Source organism: Flavobacterium plurextorum (genome assembly GCF_024638035.1).
Classification (GTDB): Bacteria; Bacteroidota; Bacteroidia; order Flavobacteriales; family Flavobacteriaceae; genus Flavobacterium; species Flavobacterium plurextorum.
The window spans coordinates 1,284,869-1,306,191 of record NZ_CP100442.1; the positions used below are offsets into that span (position 1 = coordinate 1,284,869).

The window sequence follows — 21,323 nt, forward strand, 5'->3', positions numbered from 1 at the left end:
ATATATACGAAAAATCTTAATTTTATTTTAAATACACATAATGATTAAAATAATCAATAATCGCTTTACCCTCAAGTAAAACATCAGCGCCAATAATACCGTGAACAGGTTTTGCTTTGTAGGATTCTAACGCTTCATTTACGTGCGAAAGATCAAAAATTACAATGCTGAAATCTTTCTTTTTCCAGCTTCCTAATTGCAAATGATTGTGTGCCGAAATTTGTGTTGCCATTCCGGTTCCGCCCGCGCCAGAAGCTTTTGTTTTAGATTTTTTTGCAGCCAGTTCAAAGCGTTCGATACTTTCAAAACCAATACAAGTATTTGATGCGCCAGTATCTAAAATGAAATTTCCAGATATACCGTTAATCTTCGCTTTTATAGAAAGATGCTGTGTTTTGGTAACTTTAAATTTTATTTTTTTGTATTTCTCTTTTTTGAGAACCTCGTGAAGATTTTCCATTTTCGATACTGATTGAAAACCAAAAATAAGCCAATTACAATCAAAAAGCTAATCACATAATAGATATAATTTCCAGATTTTTCTTCTCCCGAAATAGAGCCGTAATACACAAAAGAACTCCAATAATAAGGCGATTTCTTTGCATTCGGAATCGATTTGTCATTTAAATATTCCCGTTTTGCATTTGTATTAGCTTCAAAATACGAAACATTATTTTTGACGTTTTTATAAAAATCAGTCATAAAAACTGAAGTTGTAAAATCATTCACCTTCCATAAAGAAAACATCAAATTCTGTGCGCCTGCAAACTGAAAACCTCTTGCAACGCTCATCGCACCTTCGGCTTTATACAACTTTCCAATTCCAGTTTCGCACGCACTCAAAACCACTAGATCAGGATTAATATGCAGATTATACAATTCTGAATATAAAATTTCTCGATCGTAAAACTTGATGCTTGCCGGAGTTTCAATATCACCCGAAGAAGCGTGCGTACTCAAATGTAAAATCGAATAATTTGAAGCATTATTTTTGAAATTGTTAAATGTAGCATCAGCGTTTTCTAAATATTTCCCCTTAAAATTATTTCGAATCGAAGCCAGTTCTTTCTTCGAATAACGCAATTCAAAAGATGATTTTTCGAAAACAGGAAAAAGACCCAAAACCGTTTTATCTGATTTTAAAACAGGTTTTGAATTTAGATAAATACTAGCCGATGTATTATAAGCAATCTTAAAATCATTCAGTAAATAATGCATTTTGGCAAAATTTGTTGTGTTTGATTCCTGTGTAATTAAAGCTTCGAACGGAAGAAAATTTAAAATGCCGTCAGGGACTATTATCAAGTTTTTATTGATAGAATTATTTGGCAGTTTTAAAATATCGAATACCTGTTTACCACATTTGTTATAGCCGGAAATGTCATTTGTAACAGCGTTTGCATCATTAAAATAATCTACAAATTGTACAATTTTAGAAATTGATGTATGTGAGGTATTTAGGCGATTTAAGCTAATTATGTTGTTTTGTAAAGTAAAGAAATATTGATTTTCAAATCCCATGAAATAATAAACCATTACTGCTTTATCTTTTTTTAATTTTGAAAACAATCCTTTTAAATCACATTTTTCAGGAACATAATCGGCATTTTTGAACTGTACTCTTTTCAACGAAATCATTAATTCGTTTTGCTTTTTTATAAAATTATTTATTCTAGAAATATTGGCTGAATTTCCTTTTTGCTGTTCTTTTAAAATAGCATTATTAAAGTTCTGAAGCTCCTGTAAAAGTTGTTTTTCTTCTGCCGAAGCAGTTTTAAAATTTGATCTATAACGTTGCAAAATACCCGATTTTGTTCTTTCAGAAAGCTGAAAAGCTTCTTCTAGATATTGCGTTTTACTTTCTTTTTTAAACAATTCACTATAAATTGAAAGGCATTTTTCGGTACGATTTCGAGATCGCAGCTGCATTAAAATTTTTGAGTTTTCGTATACCAGACTATTCATCAATAAATCTTCAATGTAAGAAGAAAGTTCAAAGGCTTCCAACGCTTTTTTCGGCTGTTTAGATTTCAACATTTCAGCCTGTAAATCGAGTGCATCCGCCAAAACCGTTTCCGCATACAATTGATTTTGGTTTGGTAATATGTTTTTTGAATTGTAATTGGGAATTAAAGTTTTAAAAATCCTTGTAATTTCGTTCGAACTTTCGTCATATTTTCGCTCATCAAAAAACAATAAAGCCTTTTCATAATATAGTTTTGCTAATTTTCTAGGCTGCTGATTTGGCGTTTCTAAAAACAGTTTTTCAGCCTTTTGCATATAAGAATCCGCAAGATCAAATCGCTGCCATTGTCTGTTCATCGAAGCCAGATTTCGATAAGAATTAGATAAAGTTTCAGATTGACCCTTCTCCTTTTCAAGATATTTCATTGAAGCTTCAAAAGTATTTTCAGCTTTTTTAAGAATTTCAGGGCGCATTAAATTCTCTGTAGAACTTAGTAAATAATTATTCCCAAGATTATTCCACAAGATTCCTTTTTGCAAATTAGATAAGTTTTCTGTTTTTAGAGTATTTTCTAAAAGTTCAATTGCCATAGAAATTTTGCCAGACCCTTGATACACATTAGATAAATTCAAAATAGCAGCAAATTTTTGTTTTTGTGCGTCAGGATAAATTTTAGAAGTATTTGCAATAAAATAATATTGTTTTATAGTATTCTCGGCACTATCGTAATCACCCAAAACAGTATATAAATTTCCCAAAGGTTTCAGGCAGAATTCAATTATATCATAATTGCCGAGTTTGTGTTTTTGAAAAAGCTGCCATGCTTTTTCATAACTCGAAACAGCATTTTGAGTCAGCCCAAACAAATTTTCATAGTATCCTTTATTGCAGTTTAAAACCACAATTGCCAGTAATTCTTCTTTCGTTTTGGGATTAGGATTTTTCCAAAAAGCAGCTTCAACATTAGATAAATCTTGTATCGCTTTTATAGAAGGGTGAGCCGTAAAACTGTCAACAGCATTGTATATTTTATCTTCCTGATTCTGTCCAAAAACACTCAGATTTATAAAAAGAAAGATAAAAACATATATGCGATATAAGTTCATATTATAAATTGCGTTGATAAAGTTTTGTCTGTTTAAGTGAAGTCGAAGACCTTTTAGTTGTAAAGCCTTCGACTTCGCTCAGGGTGACATTTGTATTAATAAGACAATGTAGGTAAGATGAGTTTACATCACTTATATGGTGAGAAAAAATTAAAACTTCCAAATTCCATAAACCTGAAAATAATTAAAATTCTGTTCAAAATTAATTACATAACGCGCGCCTAAGCTTGGTCCAATTCTGGCAAAACCCGCCGTTAAATCAAATAGCAGCCCAGTATTAAAATCGGCAAAAGAGTTTTTAACCGTATTTGTTGCTGTTTTCGTATCTATTAAAATCAGTTCTTTTTCGCCTTCAAAAGTTTCTACTTTTATATTTTGATGTTGTTCTGATGAGACATTTATATTAGCCTGAATTCCTGCACCGATGCCAATATAATTATTAATGTTGTACCGAATTAAAACAGGAACTTCCCAATTGATATTTTTGTTTTCGGTCATAGTAGTTGTACGCTGCAATTGTCTTACACCATTTGCATTGACACGAGTTTCATTTACAATATCAACTGCGCTGTTGTATTGGTTTAAGGCATTTACCCATTCAACCTGCCAGTAAAAGCGATACGATTTAAAAGGGGAAATTGTGGCACTCACAAAATAACTCGTCGATTTATCTAAATCAGGATAAAAATTATAACCCGCTTTTACACCAATCGAAATTCCGGGCAGGAATCGAGTAGTAGCATAGTTAGTAATAATAGGTTCGTTTTTATCAAAAATAATCGAAGTTCTGCTTTTGGTTTTTACTTTATGAAAATCTTCGCTAAATTTCATAGAGTATTTTACAAAACCTTTTGTGCTGTCTTTTTCCTTTACATTTTTTTGCTCCGTTCCCGGCAGATAAATATTCTTAAACGTAAAAATAATTTGTTTCTGTTTAATAATCGTATCAAGACAGCTTACCGTTGGTTCTTCGCCTTTTGGACAAATAGGACATTCTGGATACATACTTTCAATTTGAAATGTTTTCTTATCGAACATATCAGGAATATCAGTTTCTAAGCGAATTTTCCTTGCAGGACCTTCACCATTATTTTGAAAACGAGTTTTAAAATTCACTCTTTTAAAACGCACCAATCTATAATTCATAAAACTTCCGTTAGATCCCATTTTATTAGGATCGTGAGAGGTTACAATTTCCATTTCAAGATTCTTAATCTTATGATTTTTATAACTTCGATTCGGAACAAAAATACCACGCATTGTAACCGTTGCGCTAGTATCTTTTATCATTTCGGGAGTAGTTTTAAAAGTATAAAAAACATTTCGGGTTTCACCTGGATCAGCATTGTCAAATTCTAAAACCGAAACGTTATGATACGTTTTATGAGCGTCTAAAAGCGAAGCATCAAGATCTTCTTCCGTTGTAGTGTTTCGGTATTTTTTAAGATTGAAATTACTTTCGGCAGCAGCCGTAAAATTATTAGAATCATCAAGATCATTGACCGCAGCGACTAAGTTTTCTTTTATTTCACGTTCGCCTGCATAAGTTCTAAAATCACTCAGTTCAAAGTTATTATGCTTAAACTGCTTCTCGTTATAAAAAAGATACAGTTTACCGCTTGAAACATAATTTTCTAGATTTTGGTAACTTACCACAACTACCATTTCCTGTTCTGGAATTGGATCGCAGTTTTTTAAAACAGCAAAACCATTTTGGTCAGCGATCGAAGCAATATCTTTATAATTGTTATCGGTAACATCATTTACAACCACTTTTTTAGGGCGTGTTGCCGGAGGTTTTCCATTGTCATAATTATTAGTTACGGCAAGTCTTGCGGTATATGTTCCTTTCTTTTTATAAACATGTTTAGGTTCAGCCTCTTTGCTGTAATGACCATCTCCCAGTTCCCATAAATACGAATAACTTGGTTTTGGCGCACCCGCAATAGGAATTAGCGGCGGCGTTTCGGGTTTAAAAGTAACAGCATTTCCATTTTGGATAAAACCAATAGAAGCTCTTCGGGTTATGGTGTCTTTTACTTTGGTTTGTCCAATCGCGAAAACGGTAAATAAAATAAAGAAAACAGACGTTATTGGTTTCATAACTAGAGAGTTTTTAGTTTTAAAATCGTCAGGGTAAATTTTGAAACAAGATTAAATGTAAAAAAAAGTGATGAGCAAATCATCACTTTCTCTTAAAAAAAAGTAATCGTAAGTTACTGGATTGCATTGATCGCCGCTACCAGCTGCGTTTCTGTGCCCACTATTGTTTCAGCAAGAGTAAAAGTATAAACATCGTTTGCCGCGACAGTTACAGCTTTAATCGCATAACGCCATTGACCATTATCTTCAGTTGCAAAAATCACGTGGCATTTTAAACCAATTGGGATTTGACCATAATGCTCGCTGAATAATCCTGCAGAAGTATAAGTGTCTAATTTTGCAAGAGCATTCGTTCCTTCGCCATCATACGATAAATAAACAGCACTATTTTCATTAGTATAACCTTCAGGAGCTTTTACCAAAAGTGTTGTTTTTGGTCTTGGATCACTGTAAAAACGGTCCACATTTGTCCATCCAAATTTCCCGAAAGTAACGTAATAATTTGCACCTTCGCCTTGTACGCCGCCTTTGCCGCCAGTTCCGTCAGCATTTGGTTTAGGTTGTTCCCAAGCCAGTTCTCCGCGCTCATCGATTACGCCGTTCCATAAAGTCATAGCATTATCCAAACCATTTGTTAAAGCCGTTGGAACAATTAAATTCATATAGCAGGAAGTTTTTAATTCAACACCGCCTTGAGTAGCTTTAATAAAGAATTCTCCGCCCGAAATCAAAAGGTTTTTCTTTCCGTCAGGCATAATTCCCATAGTTGGTTTGTTCGAAATCAGCATATTTCCTTTATCAAAAAGTTCTACGTATTCAATATCAACTTGGCCGGTAACAGGATTTCCGTTTTTAGTTAAACAATCTCCGTTTAAAGTTAATTTTACTCCTTTTGCCGAAGTCAAAGTTACCACTCCAGTTCCTGCAGTAATTGTAAAGTTTTGAGTGTTTTTTTTAAGGCCTTTTTCGCTGATGCTTTTAAATGCAGCCGAAGTTGGCGGCGAAATAATAATATCGTCTCCGTCGCTCGTATCGCAGCTTACAAAACTGATAATTAATAAAAATAAAAGACTGATGGTTTTAAATTGAGTATTCATAATTTCTAGTTTTTAAATGATTGTTATATAGATAGATGTTCGAGGTTTAAAAATTGTTACCCCTGATTTTGATTTTTTTTAATTTTAGGCGGAGAGACATTTGTCTTCAAATAGATTTCCGTCTTCATCAACCGCGACCAAAATGTTTTTCTTCCGCGAAAGCGTTACGATTAAATAAATCCAGACAACAGACCAAAGTCCGAAAGTGAGACAGGTAAGAAATAAATGCAAAGTATGTTTGAGGACTTTTTTTTCTCTGCATAAAACTACATAAGGCAGTTTTTCATTATGCTCTACAATCACAAAACCATTTCGAGTTTTAGCAGAAATCATTTCGTGAAATTGATTCAAAGTTTTGTCAGAAGTAAATTGATACATTTCCATTTTTTTTCTTAAATTTTTATCCTTTAAAAAGATATTTGTTCTCTTATATCAACTACGCTAATGAATTGTTACCCTTTTATTTGAAATTCTTTTTTTAACTTTATCTGATAAAAAGTTTTTTATGGATAAAAGCAAAGTACATCCGGATCAAAAATATGTTGAAGGACTTGCCTCAAACGATTCGGCAGTAATTCAGACCATCTACAAAAAGTTTGTTCCCAAAGTTGTTATGTTTATAATGAATAATTCTGGAGATAGAGATCAGGCTCAGGATGTGGTTCAGGACGTGTTGATTTTGCTTTTTAATCAAGCCAAAGCCAATGCGCTCCAGTTAACCTGTCCGTTTGATGCTTATTTCTTTTTATTGTGTAAAAGAAAATGGCTGAATGAGCTGAAAAAAACATCCAATAAAGGGGTAACAATTAATGAAGATGCAGTATCTATCAATGAATCTGCTTTAGAATTAATTGGACAAACTGAAGATTTTGACGAAAAACAACAGCTTTTTGACACCATGTTCCAGAAATTGGGAGATAAGTGTCAAGAATTATTAAAGCTCAGTTTTACGATTAAATCGATGGAGGAAGTGGCCGAAAAACTAAACGTAACTTACGGATATGTTCGTAAAAAGAAATCGTTATGCGTGGGTCAGTTAACGCAATGGATTCAGGAAGCAAAAAACTTTAAATCTTTAAAAAATAAGTAGTCATGAACGAAGAGCGTTACATATTATTTGATCAATATCTTCAAGGCGAATTAACGATTGAGGCGAAAAATGATTTTGAAAAACAGCTGTCAGCAGATTCAGAATTTGCATCAGAATTTGAGACTTTTAAAAACACACAGCTTCAACTGGCTAATAAGTTTGAATTTGAACAAGAGAGAGAAGCTTTTAAAGAAAATCTGACCAATATTTCAAACAAACACTTCAATAAAAAAACAAAAGTTATAGGTTTAAAACCGTGGTATTTTGCTGTTGCAGCTTCTATTGCTGTTCTATTTGGATTGTTCTTTTTTAATTACAGTCAAAATCCAACTTTTGCAGATTATAATAATCCTGAACAAGCTTTTTTTACGGAAAGAGGAACGATTGATGCGACTTTAAAAGAAGCCGAAATGGAGTATAATGCAAAAAGATACAACAAAGCAATTCCCCTTTTTGAAACCGTTCTCCAAAAGCAAAAAACGGCCGAAATACAATTTTTCTATGGTGTTTCTCTCTTAGAAGAAAGCCATTATGTAAAAGCAGAAGCAGTTTTTAATGCGCTAAAAACAGGAACTTCTGTTTATAAAGACAAAGCAGTTTGGTATCTGGCTTTGTCGAAACTAAAACAAAAAGATTATAAAGCCTGCAAAGAAATTCTTCAGACTATTTCGCAGGATTTTGAAGATTATGATGATGTTCAGGATTTATTGAATGATCTGGATTAAGCTGTAAAAGAATAAAGAGAATAGAGATTCGCAAGGAAATAAATACTTTGCGAATCTTTTTTTATGCTGTTTTTTGATGTATTAGTGCTGTAAATGAGCTAATAATCAAAAATAAATGAATTTATAGCAGCAGTTTACGTAAAGACGTAATAGAAATTAGAAATTATGCCCTAAATTCGATTTTAATTTTATGCTGTTAACCAACCCCAAAACTAATATTAATTTAACCGTTCTTGTTTAATGAAGAAAATCACTTTGTTTTTTCTTATTATTTTTTCACAAACCATTTTCAGCCACTCTAACATTACAGAAACCGAAAAACTTGCTGCTGCTTGCAAAGTTTGGGGATTCTTAAAATATTATCATCCAAAAGCTGCTGGCGGAGAATTAAATTGGGATAACCAGCTTCTTGAAACTTTGCCAAAAATAGAAAACGCAAAAACCAAAGAAGAGTTTTCGCTGGTGCTGGAAAACTGGATCGATAATCTTGGGCCGGTAAAAGAAGTTACGCCGATTGTTATACCAAAAGAGGTTGAATTTTTTGATAAAAACTTTGATTTAAGCTGGTTCAATAATAAGTTGTTTTCTAAGAAACTTTCGAAAAAATTGAAATTTATCGAAGACAATAGATTTCAAGTTAATGAAGAGTTTGGGCCTAGTTTTGATGGATTTAAAAATTTGAAAAACTACTTCAAGTTAGATTATAATGATAAAAACTACAGACTTTTAATGTTGTTTTCTTATTGGAATGTTGTAGAATATTATTTTCCGTATAAATATCTGATGGATCAAAAATGGGATCTAACTTTAAACGAGGTATTACCTCTTGTTGTTCAGTCGAAAAAACCAGAAGACTTTTATAAAGCATTAAGAAAAGCGGCCGTAAATCTAGATGACAGTCATGTTGAATTTTTTATTTATTCGTCATTAGAAACAGGAAAAAAGGCATCTTTTTATTTTCCAGCTGCAGGTAAAATTATCGATGAGAAATTGGTAATTACAGAGATTTTAGGAGACAGTCTCGCTGAAGCTGATAATATTAAAATAGGAACTGTAGTCACTAAAATAGATGATAAGAGTATTAAAGAGCTTCTTGAGGAAAAAAGAGATATTAAATGTGCTTCAAACGAAGTTTCTTATCGAAACAAAGTCGCAGGAGAAATTTTAAGAAGCGAATCTGAAAATGTTAAAGTAGAGTTTCTAAAAGATGGAAAATACGAAACAAAGTCTATGACATGGTTTAATTATCATGATTCGCATCGAAATGAGTATAAAAAAGGAGCTCAGAAAAAGAAAGATAAGTTCAAACTTCTAGAGAATAATATTGGTTATGTAAACATGGGAGTTATAAAACCAATACATATTCCAGATATGATTAACAGTTTAAAAGATTCAAAAGCAATTGTTTTTGATATGAGAAATTATCCAAAAGGCACATTTGAAGAAATTACTAAATTTTTGAATCCTCAGGAAAAAGTCTTTTGCGTTTACACAATGCCATATCTAAATTATCCAGGACGTTATAATTGGACAAAAGGAAGAAATTGTGGTTCTGAAAATAAAGATCATTATAAAGGAAAAGTAATTGTACTGCTTAATGAAGATTCCATAAGTCAATCAGAATGGACAGCAATGTGTTTTCAAACTGCAGGAAATACAACAATTATAGGAAGCCAGACAGCAGGAGCAGACGGAAATGTTTTTGAATTTGATTTTTCAGGGTTTCATACCAATTTTTCAGGAATTGGAGTTTATTACCCAGATCGCAGAGAAACCCAAAGAATAGGAATTATTCCAGACATCAAGATAGAACCAACTATTAAAGGAATTCAAGAAGGAAAAGATGAGGTTTTGGATCGTGCTTTAGCTTTTATTGAAACGGGAAAATAAGTAGAGTATGTCATCCTGAGCGAAATCGAAGACCACTTAAGCAATTATAGAAGAATTGGGGGCTTTTTTATTGCTGGACTTCGATTTCGCTCAGGGCGACAGCTTTAATGCTGTATTTGCAAACCTTTGTCAAAGTTTTAAATCTTGACAAAGGTTTTTTTTAGTTAGTATTTCATCGCTCGTTTCTTAGAATAACAGAAATATCTCTTTTTAGGAAAGTGAATCCGCCAAATCTGCGGGTTGATTTTACATAATTGCTATTCTTTTAATATTGTCGTAATTTTGACAACTTTAAAAATATACAATTGAATTTGAAACCAATTATTACCGATACACACACACATTTATATTCTGAAGAATTTGATCAGGATCGTGACGCAATGATTCAAAGAGCTATCGATGCCGGAATTACTCGTTTTTTTATTCCCGCGATCGATGCCGCTGCAACACAGTCTATGTATGATTTAGAGCAAAGTTACCCAGATAATATTTTCCTGATGATGGGTTTGCATCCAACATATGTAAAAGATAATTATCTAGAAGAATTAGCGCATGTTGAGACGGAATTATCTAAACGAAAATTCTATGCTGTAGGCGAAATTGGAATCGATTTGTATTGGGATAAAACGCACTTAAAAGAACAGCAGATTGCTTTTAAGAAACAAATTCAATTGGCAAAACAATACAAATTGCCAATCGTAATTCATTGCCGCGAAGCCTTTGATGAAATTTTTGAAGTTTTGGAAGAAGAAAAAGCAGCCGATTTATTCGGTATTTTTCATTGTTTTTCGGGAACTTTAGAGCAGGCACATCAGGCAATATCTTATAATATGAAGTTAGGAATTGGAGGAGTTGTGACTTTTAAGAACGGAAAAATTGATCAGTTTTTAAATCAAATCGATTTAAAACATATCGTTTTAGAAACAGACTCACCTTATTTAGCGCCAATTCCGTACAGAGGAAAAAGAAATGAAAGCAGTTATTTAGTCAATGTAATTGCTAAACTAGCCCATATATATAATGTTTCTGAAGAAGAAATTGCCAACATTACAACACAAAATTCAAAAGCCGTTTTTGGTATTTAACCCACACCTTACAATACTTTAATTTTTTTTTTGTTCATTTGCCCACTTAAACAGATAAATAATAATGCAGAGATTTGATGCCATTCGACCGTTCTATGATTCCGAAATAAATGAAGCACTTCATGGTGTAGTCAATCATCCGATGATGAAAGCTATGATGAATTTTACTTTTCCGGATGTGGAAGATGAGGTTTGGAAGGAACAACTTAAGAAAACACATTCGATTCGTGATTTTCAATGCAACTTTATTTACAATACCATTCAAAAAGTTCTTGAAAGAAGTTCTGAAGGACTTACCACTTCAGGTTTTGAGAAATTAGAGAAAAATGAATCTTATTTGTTTATCTCAAATCATAGAGATATCCTTTTAGATACAACATTGCTTAATGTTTGTTTATTTGAGCATGGTTTGGTTATGACAGCTTCTGCAATTGGAGATAATCTAGTGAAAAAAGCATTTTTGTCAACCTTGGCAAAATTAAACAGAAACTTTTTAGTTTTAAGAGGTTTAACGCCTCGTGAAATGCTGCAAAGTTCTAAATTATTATCAGAATATATTGGGCACTTACTGCTTCGTGAAAACCGCTCAGTTTGGATTGCACAGCGAGAAGGACGTACCAAAGATGGAAACGATGAAACGAATCCAGGAGTTTTAAAAATGATTGGAATGGGTTCTGACGAAGCCAATTTGATGGATTATTTTAAGAAATTAAAAATTGTTCCCGTTTCTATTTCATACGAATATGATCCAACAGATGTTTTGAAAATGCCGCAATTAATGGCAGAAGCAAACAATGAAGTTTATATTAAAGAAAAAAATGAAGATTTCATGACCATTTTAAGTGGTATCATGGGAACCAAAAAGAGAATACATATTTCGGTAGGCGATGTTCTGGATAAGGAAATTGATCAGATCGCAGCAGAAAATGACAATGCCAATAAACAAATTCAAGCTCTAGCTCAAGTTATAGACGATTCAGTATTGAAGAACTATAAATTGTGGCCGACTAATTTTATTGCCTACGATATTTTGCATAAAACAAATACATTTTCTCACCTATACAAAGACAGTGAAAAATCATTGTTTGAGCGTCGTTTAGAAATGCGTATTGGCAGCGATAATCCTGTTACTAGACAAGGCTTTCTTGCGATGTATGCCAATCCGGTTGTCAACAAATTAAAATACGGTGATGTCATCTAAGGCTAAAATACTTCTAATTTATACTGGTGGAACTATCGGTATGAGCAAGGACTTTGAAACAGGAGCGCTTAAAGCATTTAACTTTGGAAAGTTATTGCAAAAGATTCCTGAAATCAAACAATTAGATTGTGAAATCGAAACGGTTTCTTTTGAAGATCCGATAGATTCATCTAATATGAACCCTTCTGAATGGACAAAAATTGCAGAAATCATAGAAGAAAATTATGCTTCTTATGACGGATTTGTAGTTCTTCACGGTTCAGATACCATGTCATATTCAGCTTCGGCATTGAGTTTCATGCTTGAGAATTTGGCAAAACCAGTTGTGTTTACAGGTTCTCAATTACCAATTGGAGATTTACGAACGGATGCAAAAGAAAATCTGATTACAGCAATTCAAATTGCCTCACTTCTAGAAAATGGGAAACCTGTAATTACAGAAGTTTGCCTTTATTTTGAATATAAATTATACAGAGGAAATCGTACTTCAAAAGTAAATGCGGAGCATTTTAGAGCTTTTACAGCACCAAATTACCCTGAATTGGTAGAATCGGGAGTTCATTTAAAATTAAACTCTCATTTGTTTCTTCCTGTAAATAAAGATGCAGATTTGATCGTTCATAAGAACTTAGATAATCATGTTGCCATCATAAAAATGTTTCCAGGAATGAGTGAAACCGTTTTGGCTTCGATCTTGGCAACTCCGGGATTACGCGGAATTGTGCTGGAAACTTACGGTTCAGGAAATGCGCCAACCGAAGATTGGTTTTTACATTTAATTGAAAAAGCTATTAAATCTGGAATGCACATTGTAAATGTAACACAATGTTCTGGCGGAAGTGTAAATATGGGGCAGTACGAAACGAGTACAGCCTTAAAGTCGCTTGGAGTTATTTCAGGAAAAGATATTACTACAGAAGCCGCAATTACAAAACTAATGTATTTGTTAGGTCATAATATTCCTCAAAACGAATTTAAAAGTATCTTTGAAACTGCACTGCGCGGGGAAATTTCTTAGATTAAAATCTAATATTTAAAATCCCAAATTCCAAACATTAAAAGTTGGAATTTGGGATTTTTTTATTGCTTTTTTTAAGTTAGTTTGTCATTTCGAGGAACGAGAAATCACAGTAAGTAACTCCGTTCCAAAAAGGATCAATCTTTGTCGAGTTTCTAACGAAGATTTCTCTCCCGAAGCCTCGGGATCGAAATGACAAGATTATATACAGTTGGAATTTGGGATTTTTTTATTGCTTTTTTTAAGTTAGTTTGTCATTTCGAGGAACGAGAAATCTCAGCAAGTAACTCCGCTCCAAAAAGATCAATCTTTGTCGAGTTTCTAACGAAGATTTCTCTCCCAAAGCCTCGGGATCGAAATGACAAGATTGTCTATAATTGGAATTTAAAACTTTGAATCTTTATAACGAACTGGACAAGTTTCTAAATCCTCTTGAGAACTGCGATTTTTGTAATACACATAAACAATTACAGAGATAATACTGATTATTCCTTGAATGGCAACCGTATTTCGAGTTCCGATAATGTGTGAAACATAACCAATTATCAAACTTCCCACAGGAATCATTCCTTGATAAGCCATTAAATAATAACTGATACTTCTCGAACGCATATTAACGACACTTTGCGTTTGAATGTAAATATTTATAGATGAGGTTTGCGCCATCATGCCAACGCCGCTCAAAGCCATGCAAATTAAAGCAATAGTTAAACTATTTGAGTAGGCGAGTATAATAATGCTGAAACCCAATAATAAGCTCGCAGCGATCATTATTTTGCTCATATTGTCTGATTTTTTCAAATTAGCCAGATAAATTGCCGATATGATTGAGCCAATTCCGGCCGCACTTTCAAACCAGCTGAAAGTTTGTGCATTACCGCTAAAAATATCTTTGGCAAAAACCGGCATCAAAGTATTAAAAGAAATTACAAATAAACTGCTGCAGGTTAACATTAAAAGCATTTTGGCCATTTCAGCTTCTTTTTTGATGTAATCAAAACCTTCAATAAAATCTTCGAGCATTTTAAATTTATCAACTGCTTTAATATGCGGCGTGATTTTCATCATTAATAAGGATATTAAAACTGGAATATAACTTAGAAAGTTTCCAATAAAACAAATGTCTTCACCATAGTTATGCAATATAATTCCCGCTAAAGCAGGTCCTGCAATTCGGGCAAAATTATTTAAGGTTGAGTTTAAGGCGACCGCATTGGGAAGATCTTCTTTATTGTCGACAATATCAATCATCATGGTTTGTCGACAAGTCATATCAAAAGCATTGATAATTCCTTGAAAAAGGCTTAATGCCAAAATAAAATTGATGTTGTAAATTTTTAAGTAAATCAACAAAGCCAAAGCTCCAGCTTGAAGCATTGCCAAAGATTGCAATAAAATCATGGCTTTATGTCTGTCGTATCTGCCAATAATACTTCCTGCCAATGGCGCTAAAAACAAGGATGGAATCATGCTTAAAAAAGTAGCCAAACCCAACAAAAATACAGATCCAGTAATGCTGTAAACCATCCAGCTTACTGCTGTTTTTTGAAGCCAAGTCCCAATAACAGAAACGGACTGTCCGTAAAAGAATAACTTGAAGTTTCTTGATTTTAACGCTTTAAACATAACCTGAAATATTTTTTACAAAGGTCGGGATTATGATTTCATTAGAAAAATTAATAATTTTACTCATTATAAGTAGTAAAACTTATCGATATGGAAATTTATCAACTCGAATATTTTATTAAAACTGCTGAGGTATTGCATTTTACAAAAGCTGCCGAATTGTGTTTTGTGACGCAATCCGGACTTTCGCAGCAAATAAAAAAACTGGAAGAGGAACTGGGAATGCCTTTGTTTAAAAGGATTGGAAAAAAGGTTCAGCTTACCGAAGCAGGTTCTGTTTTTTTAATTCATGCTAAAAAAGTGGTTGAAAATGTAGAAAACGGAAAACAGGCAATTGAAGATTTAAACGAAATGATTGGCGGCGAACTCCGATTAGGCGTAACGTATATTTTTGGGCTTTTGATTTTGCCTGTTATAAATGCCTTTGCAAAAACATACCAAAATTTAAAAATTGTAGTCGAATATGGAACTACAGAAGCTTTAGAACAAAAGTTACTGACGAATGAATTAGATTTGGTTTTGGTTATTTCATCGCATGAAATTGAACTTCCAATTCAGAAAGTGCCTTTGTTTACTTCAAATATGGTTATGGCAGTTTCCAAATCACATTCTTTAGCCTCTTTAGATAAAATACCGTTTAAGAAAATTGAAGATGTTCCGCTTATTTTACCCGGAAAAGGATCTAATTCAAGAGAATATGTCGAAGTATTGTTTAAAAAATACAATATGAAACCAAAAATCTCAATAGAATTAAATTCAATTCATGCCTTATTGCAAATGGTAGAAAACAGCGATTGGGCAACAATTGTAGCCGAGAAAGCGCTAAAAGGCTGGGATAATCTTAAAGCCATTCAGATTACAGGCGTTGTCACCAAGCGAGAATCGTATATGTTAACGATTGGTGGTTACCAGAAAAAGGCAGTAAAATTATTCATGGAAGAGTTTAGAAAAAGCATTTAAACTAATCTTGAGTTTTACTTTTGAAACTCGATTTTTTTTGTGTTCTTTGCAGACCAAAATAGAGAGGTGTCCGAGTGGTTTAAGGAGCTAGCCTGGAAAGCTAGTATATGGGTAACTGTATCGAGGGTTCGAATCCCTTCCTCTCTGCAAATGTTTAGCTTAAAATAATACCAAACCTCGAAATCTGTATTTCGAGGTTTTTTTATTATACCGAATTCGATAATAATAAAAAGAATGTATTCTTCTCTGCAACCCCTCAATTATAAGAAAGCTAAACCTTGTAATTTTCTTAGGCCTCTAATCAAATGTAAGTTTTTTTTATTGTATGGTATTGTAATATGTTGTAATGTAATTGTTTGTGTGGTTTTCAGATGTAAAGGATTACTTAACAACTGCATTTTTTGCTAAATAGGAAAGTCTAATTTCATTCTTGAAGTTGTCGTTATTTAATTTAATTTAAATAACTGTTTTTCAGCAGGTTGTACTTTTTTCTAAAATTTTAACACTTATTTTATTAACTACTAGTAATATAGTTGTATATTTGCATCGTAAGTTCTTTGAAACATGTTTTGAAAGTTAATTGCTAAATGGAGAGTTTAAATTTTTGTTCATTTTCTTGAACAACCCTTTATTGGGATTTAGGACACAATTATCTAAAGTTGCTGAAAGCTGTCGACGCCCCCTGAAAAGAGCGCCGCTTTATCGGATGAAAAGAATTGGTACAAATCAATTATGATCGAAAGAAGTTTTAAGTAGATAAGTAGATAAGTTGAATTGTTGCTAAAGTTTCTTTTTTTAGAAGCAGAATTTTGAAGTGGTGCTTAGAGAGCATTGTCTACGCATTTAGTAATTAACGAGTGTTAAATAAGCAGATAGCAACGAAGCTATTACTAAAACTTAAATAATATGTCTAGAATTTCAAGACTTCAAAACATCGATGGATTAATAAACGCTTTAACCATCGCAAAGAACCAGTGCTCTCTATCGGAGAATGATGTTAATTTATTAAATGATGCAGTAGCTAAATTATATAGATTAAGAAAGAAAAAAGGACTGACTGATAAAAATTATAAATCTGAAGTATCAGATATTATCGCTCTTCTAATTAGATTTTTTAGTTTAATGCTATAATCATGATTTTAAAAACAATATCGCTAAATTCCCGACACCCTTTAATTTTTTTTACACTAATTATCATGAATATAGGTCAAGTCATCAAAGGCGCAAGAAAACAGAAAGGGCAAACTCAGAATGAGTTTGCTTTATCTTGTGGAATTACTCAGACATATCTTTCTCAAATAGAAAATAATTCAAAGGAGCCTAATTTGTCAACTTTAAAAGTTATAAGCGAAAAGCTTGATATTCCTTTGCCAATACTATTTTTTATGTCTTTAGATGAAGAGGATGTCGCTCCAGAAAAAAGAGAAGCTTTTGCTATTATCAATCCATCTGTTAAATCTTTTATTAATGAATTCTTTAAAGATAAACTATAAATTATTTTTGCCGTCTATTATAGGCGAGAAAAGTGAAGAACTTGATGAAATAATACAATCTATAGATGATCATTATAGAGAACGTATTGAACAAAAAATTGATAACAAAACAGGGAAACCTAAAACTTATTTAGATGGAACTATTAAGAAGCGAATAATTAGGCCTTCAAAAAAAAGATTGAATTTTATTCAATCAAAAATAAAAGATAGAATTCTTTCAAAAATTGAGTTACCAAGTAATGTGCATGGTGGAGTAAAGAAAAAAAGTAATATAACAAATGCAAAACCCCATCAAGGTAATAAATACGTTTTCGTAACTGATTTAAAAGATTTTTATCCTTCAGTTAAATCGAAGAAAATTCATGATTTGTTTATCGAGTTAGGTTTTAATAAACAGTTTGCTTTTTATATTACTAAATTAACAACTTGGAAAGGTGAATTGCCACAAGGAACTCCAACAAGTACACATCTTTCAAATATTTTTTTTCTTAAAACAGATTATCAGCTTATAAAAATATGTAAGGAAAATGATGTCACCTATACTAGATATGTTGATGATCTAACATTTTCATCTCCAAAAAACTTTCAACACTTAATTCCAACTCTTTTAAGTATTGTGAAAAAAAGTGGATTAAAAATTAGTTATAGGAAAACAGATTATCAAGGTAAACAAACTGTTACAGGAGTTAGGGTGCTGCTTTATAAAATTGATGCACCTCAAAAGATAATTGAAAAAGCAAATTTAGAAATTGATAATCACCCATCATGTAAACCTATGAGTAATTATGTTGAGAATATAAGAAAAACCAATAGATAGATTCTTTATTTGAGATTTTTCATAATATTAAGAATAAAAAGAGATCTTATCAAGATCTCTTTTTTGTAATAAAATATATTTTATAAGTGCTTTATTTCCCTTTCAAGAATTTCTCTAAATACTCATTTTTATCCTTTTCAGCCTGAACTAAACGTTCGTAAAGCTCAACAACTTTATCTAAAGGATTAAAAGTGCAGTTGTAATTGTTAGAGTTGAATATTCCATTACCACCAGTACTATTGTCATAAAAGTTATTAAAATAATTAATCACATTTTCTTCTGAAAAGTTTTTAATTGCTTCAACTGTAACACCAAGAGCTTTTGCGACTTCTTTCAGCTTTTCTTCGTCTATTGTTTCGCTGTTTTCTATAGCAGAAATTGCTTGCTGATTTGTTCCCATAGCCTGTGCAAGTGCTTCTTGTTTCATGTCTTTCAGCTCGCGAATACGGCTGATTTTGCGTCCTATATGACTTGATTTTGTTGTTGTGCTCATAAATCAAAGGTATTTAAAAATCTTAAAGAAAAATATATTTTGGTAAAAAACAGGCTTTTTTTGTAAGATACAGCTTTCATTATTTCTACAAAAATACAGTTTTTCAGCTGATTAATTAAAACACAAATCTAAAGCTTAATCTCAAACAAACTAAAAGAACCTTCTTTATAATGTTCCGGTAATTCGCTTGTCCATTCGATAGTGCTTATTCCTTTGTAGGTGAAGCCGCAGCTCGTATAATATTTATTTATTCTTTCGTTGCCGCTGTGTGTATCAAGTCTAATGTATTCTTTACCGTTTTCTTTGGCATATTCCTTAGTCCAGTCTATGATTTTTTTAACGTACGATTGTCCTCTAAACTTTGGGTTTGTAGCAATACGATGCAAATAAACTGCAGGATCTTTGCTGGCTTCTTTCCAGATAATTAGATCATTAAAAGTAAGTACAAATGTACAAGCAACTTCATCTCCTTCTTTGATTATAAAATGACGATTTTCGGCAATTTCTTTTTCTATTAATGTTCTTTCAAAACCTCTCCAGCTTTTATTATTTACTGTTTTTTGATAAGATGTAGCTTCATTATAAATATCGAAAACAGCATCGATATCTTCATTTGTAGTTTTAAAAAATTCCATTATTAGTGTTGTTCTGTAAATTAATGAATCTTCAAAGGTAAATTTTTCAATTGCTCTGAATAGGCAAAAACCTTAATTTATGTTTTTTTTATCAGAGTTCAGCCAGACTACATTTTGTTCTGATTTGTGATTTTGACCAATAATATCTTTGTATAATTCTGGTCTTCTAGCTTTTATATAACGATTTCCTCCTGCCTGAATGCATTTTTCTGGTGTAAGTACGGCCGTTGCAAAAGAGTCATCAAAACTTCGGCATTCTGCCAGAATATCTCCAAACGGATCAAGAATCATTGAACAACCGTTTTTTAATTGGTCATCATCCATACCAATTGGGTTTGAAAATACGGCATAAATCGCATTATCGTAAGCTCTTGCCGGCAGCCATTTCATTAACCAATCTCGGCCTTTCATTCCGTCAAATTCTAGTCGTAAAGAAGTGGGATCAGCTTCTCGGTTTTCCCAAAGCTGCGGCGCGACAAAACCAGCTCCAGGTCGGGTAGAAGGTGTACACATCGTTACGTGAGGCATAAATATAATATCGGCACCCAAAAGTTTTGTGGCGCGTACATTTTCGATAATATTATTGTCGTAACAAATTAAAATACCGCATTTCCAGCCTTCAATTTCAAAAATACAATAACGATCTCCAGGGGTTAAATACGGATTTATAAACGGATGTAATTTTCGATATTTAGCGACTAATCCATTTTTATCTACGCAGACATAAGCTTTAAATAAATTGTCGTTTTCGTCTTTTTCAAAGAGTCCGGCTAAAATGACAATGTTGTTGTTTGCAGCAATTTCGGTCAATTTTAAAATACTTTCTCCACTCGGAATTAATTCTGCTATGTCTAATATTTGTTCTTTTGATAAGCTTCTTGCAAAAGTATATCCGGTTATAGAACATTCATGAAACGAAATCACATCACATCCTTCGGAAGATGCCTTTTGAGAAAGTTTTTCGATTACAGATAAGTTGTAGTTTTTGTCGCCGCTTTTGTTTTCGAACTGAGCTGTGGCTATTTTTAGATTTTTCATATTGTACGCTATTAATTTTAGTCAAAAATAGCAGAGCCAATATTTTATAAATTGTACAAAACCGACATTTTAGAATGACAAAGGAGGAAATCTTTTTATAAGATTGTTGGTTAATTTCCCGCTGCTGTGTACATATTCAGTTGGAGTTATTCCTGTGTGTTTTCTAAATTCTTTTATTAAATGAGATTGATCTGAAAATCCAGCATCATAACAAATTGTTGTTAAGTTGGTTTTATCCGTTTTGTCTTTTAATAATTTTAGAAAATGATGTAATCTTATCACATTACCAAATTTTTTCGGATTCAATCCGACGCATTCTTTGAATTTTCTTTCAAGATGTCTTTCTGTGTAACCGGTATGTTCAACTAATTGTTTTATTGTAAAATGCCCTTTATTGGTAGTAATAAAGTTTATAGAATGATCTATTAATAATTGATTTGAAGCTGTTTTGGGAACGATTAATGATTTAAAAAAAGAATTAAGCAGTTCAACTCGCATTTGATTGTTTTGTTGAAACAGGCTCTCCTGAAGCTCTGCCGCTTTTTTGCCAAAAATATCTTCGACAGAAACAATAGAATCATGAAATTCATTGGCAGGAATTCCTAACAATTGATGTATTCCGTTGGGCTGAAAAACTACAATTATCAACGTTATTTCATTTTCAGAATAAAGATCTTTATAACTGTTAAGTTGTCCATATAAAAAGGAAGCCGGCAGATAATCTTTTATTTCATATTTATTAATTCCAGAAATGAGTTTGCTTTTTAGAGAAAATACAAGTCCAGTATTCCCGTCTGAAAATAAGCGAAATTTTTGTACAGCGGTTTCTGCATTATCTAAAAATAGATAATGCTTGATATAGGGAGAAAGTTCTTTTGGTGGTGAAACTTGCATAATCTCGTTTTTAATCTGCTTTTTTGAGACAGTTTAATTTCTTCAAACCACAATTTAGTAGTGAAAAACAAAAATCCAATAACTTA

General features: G+C 32.5%; 20 protein-coding genes and 1 tRNA gene. 11 read left to right on the forward strand and 10 right to left on the reverse strand.

The genetic code is table 11. The annotated features are described in order from the left end of the window. Window positions 1–22: 22 nt before the first annotated feature. The 5 genes from NLG42_RS05970 to NLG42_RS05990 all read right to left on the reverse strand — a co-directional run bounded on the left by NLG42_RS05970 (window position 23) and on the right by NLG42_RS05990 (window position 6,656). Window positions 23–460 (reverse strand): retropepsin-like aspartic protease, encoded by a 438-nt coding sequence (locus tag NLG42_RS05970; protein ID WP_089059546.1) that lies wholly within the window; start codon window positions 458–460, stop codon window positions 23–25. Then, window positions 412–3,072 carry a CHAT domain-containing protein gene (locus NLG42_RS05975; RefSeq protein WP_257683253.1) on the reverse strand — a complete coding sequence of 887 codons (2,661 nt, stop codon included), beginning with the start codon at window positions 3,070–3,072 and terminating at the stop codon, window positions 412–414. Before NLG42_RS05975 ends, NLG42_RS05970 begins: the two co-directional genes overlap by 49 nt. Before the next feature lie 150 nt (window positions 3,073–3,222). Next, on the reverse strand, window positions 3,223–5,175 hold the full coding sequence (locus tag NLG42_RS05980; RefSeq protein WP_257683254.1) for a PKD domain-containing protein: 1,953 nt from the start codon (window positions 5,173–5,175) through the stop codon (window positions 3,223–3,225). A gap of 113 nt (window positions 5,176–5,288) precedes the next feature. Next, the gene (locus NLG42_RS05985; protein ID WP_257683255.1) at window positions 5,289–6,272 is read right to left on the reverse strand and encodes a hypothetical protein; all 984 of its coding nucleotides are present in this window, start codon (window positions 6,270–6,272) and stop codon (window positions 5,289–5,291) included. A gap of 84 nt (window positions 6,273–6,356) precedes the next feature. Beyond that, window positions 6,357–6,656 (reverse strand): hypothetical protein, encoded by a 300-nt coding sequence (locus tag NLG42_RS05990; RefSeq protein ID WP_257683256.1) that lies wholly within the window; start codon window positions 6,654–6,656, stop codon window positions 6,357–6,359. Between the two features lie 121 nt (window positions 6,657–6,777). On the opposite strand from NLG42_RS05990, the gene NLG42_RS05995 reads away from it, so the two are divergent. The 6 genes from NLG42_RS05995 (at window position 6,778) to NLG42_RS06020 (ending at window position 13,281) form a co-directional block, all read left to right on the forward strand. Next, window positions 6,778–7,362, forward strand: a complete 585-nt coding sequence (locus tag NLG42_RS05995) for an RNA polymerase sigma factor (RefSeq protein WP_089059541.1) — start codon at window positions 6,778–6,780, stop codon at window positions 7,360–7,362. A 2-nt stretch (window positions 7,363–7,364) separates the two neighbouring features. Further along, a complete protein-coding gene (locus NLG42_RS06000) occupies window positions 7,365–8,087 on the forward strand; it encodes a tetratricopeptide repeat protein (RefSeq protein ID WP_089059540.1) in 723 nt (240 codons plus the stop codon). A gap of 240 nt (window positions 8,088–8,327) precedes the next feature. Further along, window positions 8,328–9,977, forward strand: a complete 1,650-nt coding sequence (locus NLG42_RS06005; protein WP_257683257.1) for a S41 family peptidase — start codon at window positions 8,328–8,330, stop codon at window positions 9,975–9,977. Between the two features lie 305 nt (window positions 9,978–10,282). After that, window positions 10,283–11,062 (forward strand): TatD family hydrolase, encoded by a 780-nt coding sequence (locus NLG42_RS06010; RefSeq protein WP_257683258.1) that lies wholly within the window; start codon window positions 10,283–10,285, stop codon window positions 11,060–11,062. 64 nt (window positions 11,063–11,126) lie between these two features. After that, window positions 11,127–12,263: a 1-acyl-sn-glycerol-3-phosphate acyltransferase gene (locus NLG42_RS06015; RefSeq protein WP_089059537.1), complete on the forward strand. Its 1,137-nt coding sequence runs from the start codon at window positions 11,127–11,129 to the stop codon at window positions 12,261–12,263. Then, window positions 12,253–13,281: an asparaginase gene (locus tag NLG42_RS06020; RefSeq protein WP_089059536.1), complete on the forward strand. Its 1,029-nt coding sequence runs from the start codon at window positions 12,253–12,255 to the stop codon at window positions 13,279–13,281. Before NLG42_RS06015 ends, NLG42_RS06020 begins: the two co-directional genes overlap by 11 nt. Before the next feature lie 384 nt (window positions 13,282–13,665). Here the strand turns inward: NLG42_RS06020 and NLG42_RS06025 are convergent, their stop codons facing one another. Continuing rightward, complete coding sequence (locus tag NLG42_RS06025; protein ID WP_257683259.1) at window positions 13,666–14,907, reverse strand: MFS transporter; 1,242 nt, start codon at window positions 14,905–14,907, stop codon at window positions 13,666–13,668. 90 nt (window positions 14,908–14,997) lie between these two features. Here NLG42_RS06025 and NLG42_RS06030 point away from each other — a divergent pair, with 90 nt between their 5' ends. The 5 genes from NLG42_RS06030 (at window position 14,998) to NLG42_RS06050 (ending at window position 18,177) form a co-directional block, all read left to right on the forward strand. Continuing rightward, a complete protein-coding gene (locus NLG42_RS06030) occupies window positions 14,998–15,867 on the forward strand; it encodes a LysR substrate-binding domain-containing protein (RefSeq protein ID WP_257683260.1) in 870 nt (289 codons plus the stop codon). A 60-nt stretch (window positions 15,868–15,927) separates the two neighbouring features. Continuing rightward, a tRNA-Ser gene (locus NLG42_RS06035) sits at window positions 15,928–16,014 on the forward strand. Window positions 16,015–16,773: 759 nt separating this feature from the next. After that, on the forward strand, window positions 16,774–16,998 hold the full coding sequence (locus NLG42_RS06040) for a hypothetical protein (protein WP_257683261.1): 225 nt from the start codon (window positions 16,774–16,776) through the stop codon (window positions 16,996–16,998). 65 nt (window positions 16,999–17,063) lie between these two features. Then, window positions 17,064–17,360: a helix-turn-helix domain-containing protein gene (locus tag NLG42_RS06045; protein WP_257683262.1), complete on the forward strand. Its 297-nt coding sequence runs from the start codon at window positions 17,064–17,066 to the stop codon at window positions 17,358–17,360. Further along, window positions 17,335–18,177 (forward strand): reverse transcriptase family protein, encoded by an 843-nt coding sequence (locus NLG42_RS06050; protein ID WP_257683263.1) that lies wholly within the window; start codon window positions 17,335–17,337, stop codon window positions 18,175–18,177. Before NLG42_RS06045 ends, NLG42_RS06050 begins: the two co-directional genes overlap by 26 nt. A gap of 91 nt (window positions 18,178–18,268) precedes the next feature. Here the strand turns inward: NLG42_RS06050 and NLG42_RS06055 are convergent, their stop codons facing one another. From NLG42_RS06055 to NLG42_RS06070, 4 genes are all read right to left on the reverse strand, one after another. Beyond that, window positions 18,269–18,670, reverse strand: coding sequence for a helix-turn-helix domain-containing protein (locus NLG42_RS06055; protein ID WP_257683264.1), 402 nt, complete (start codon window positions 18,668–18,670; stop codon window positions 18,269–18,271). A gap of 128 nt (window positions 18,671–18,798) precedes the next feature. Next, window positions 18,799–19,305, reverse strand: coding sequence for a GNAT family N-acetyltransferase (locus tag NLG42_RS06060; protein ID WP_089059532.1), 507 nt, complete (start codon window positions 19,303–19,305; stop codon window positions 18,799–18,801). A gap of 72 nt (window positions 19,306–19,377) precedes the next feature. Then, window positions 19,378–20,343 carry a nitrilase family protein gene (locus tag NLG42_RS06065; protein ID WP_257683265.1) on the reverse strand — a complete coding sequence of 322 codons (966 nt, stop codon included), beginning with the start codon at window positions 20,341–20,343 and terminating at the stop codon, window positions 19,378–19,380. Window positions 20,344–20,412: 69 nt separating this feature from the next. Then, window positions 20,413–21,237: an AraC family transcriptional regulator gene (locus NLG42_RS06070; RefSeq protein ID WP_089059530.1), complete on the reverse strand. Its 825-nt coding sequence runs from the start codon at window positions 21,235–21,237 to the stop codon at window positions 20,413–20,415. Window positions 21,238–21,323 lie beyond the last annotated feature (86 nt).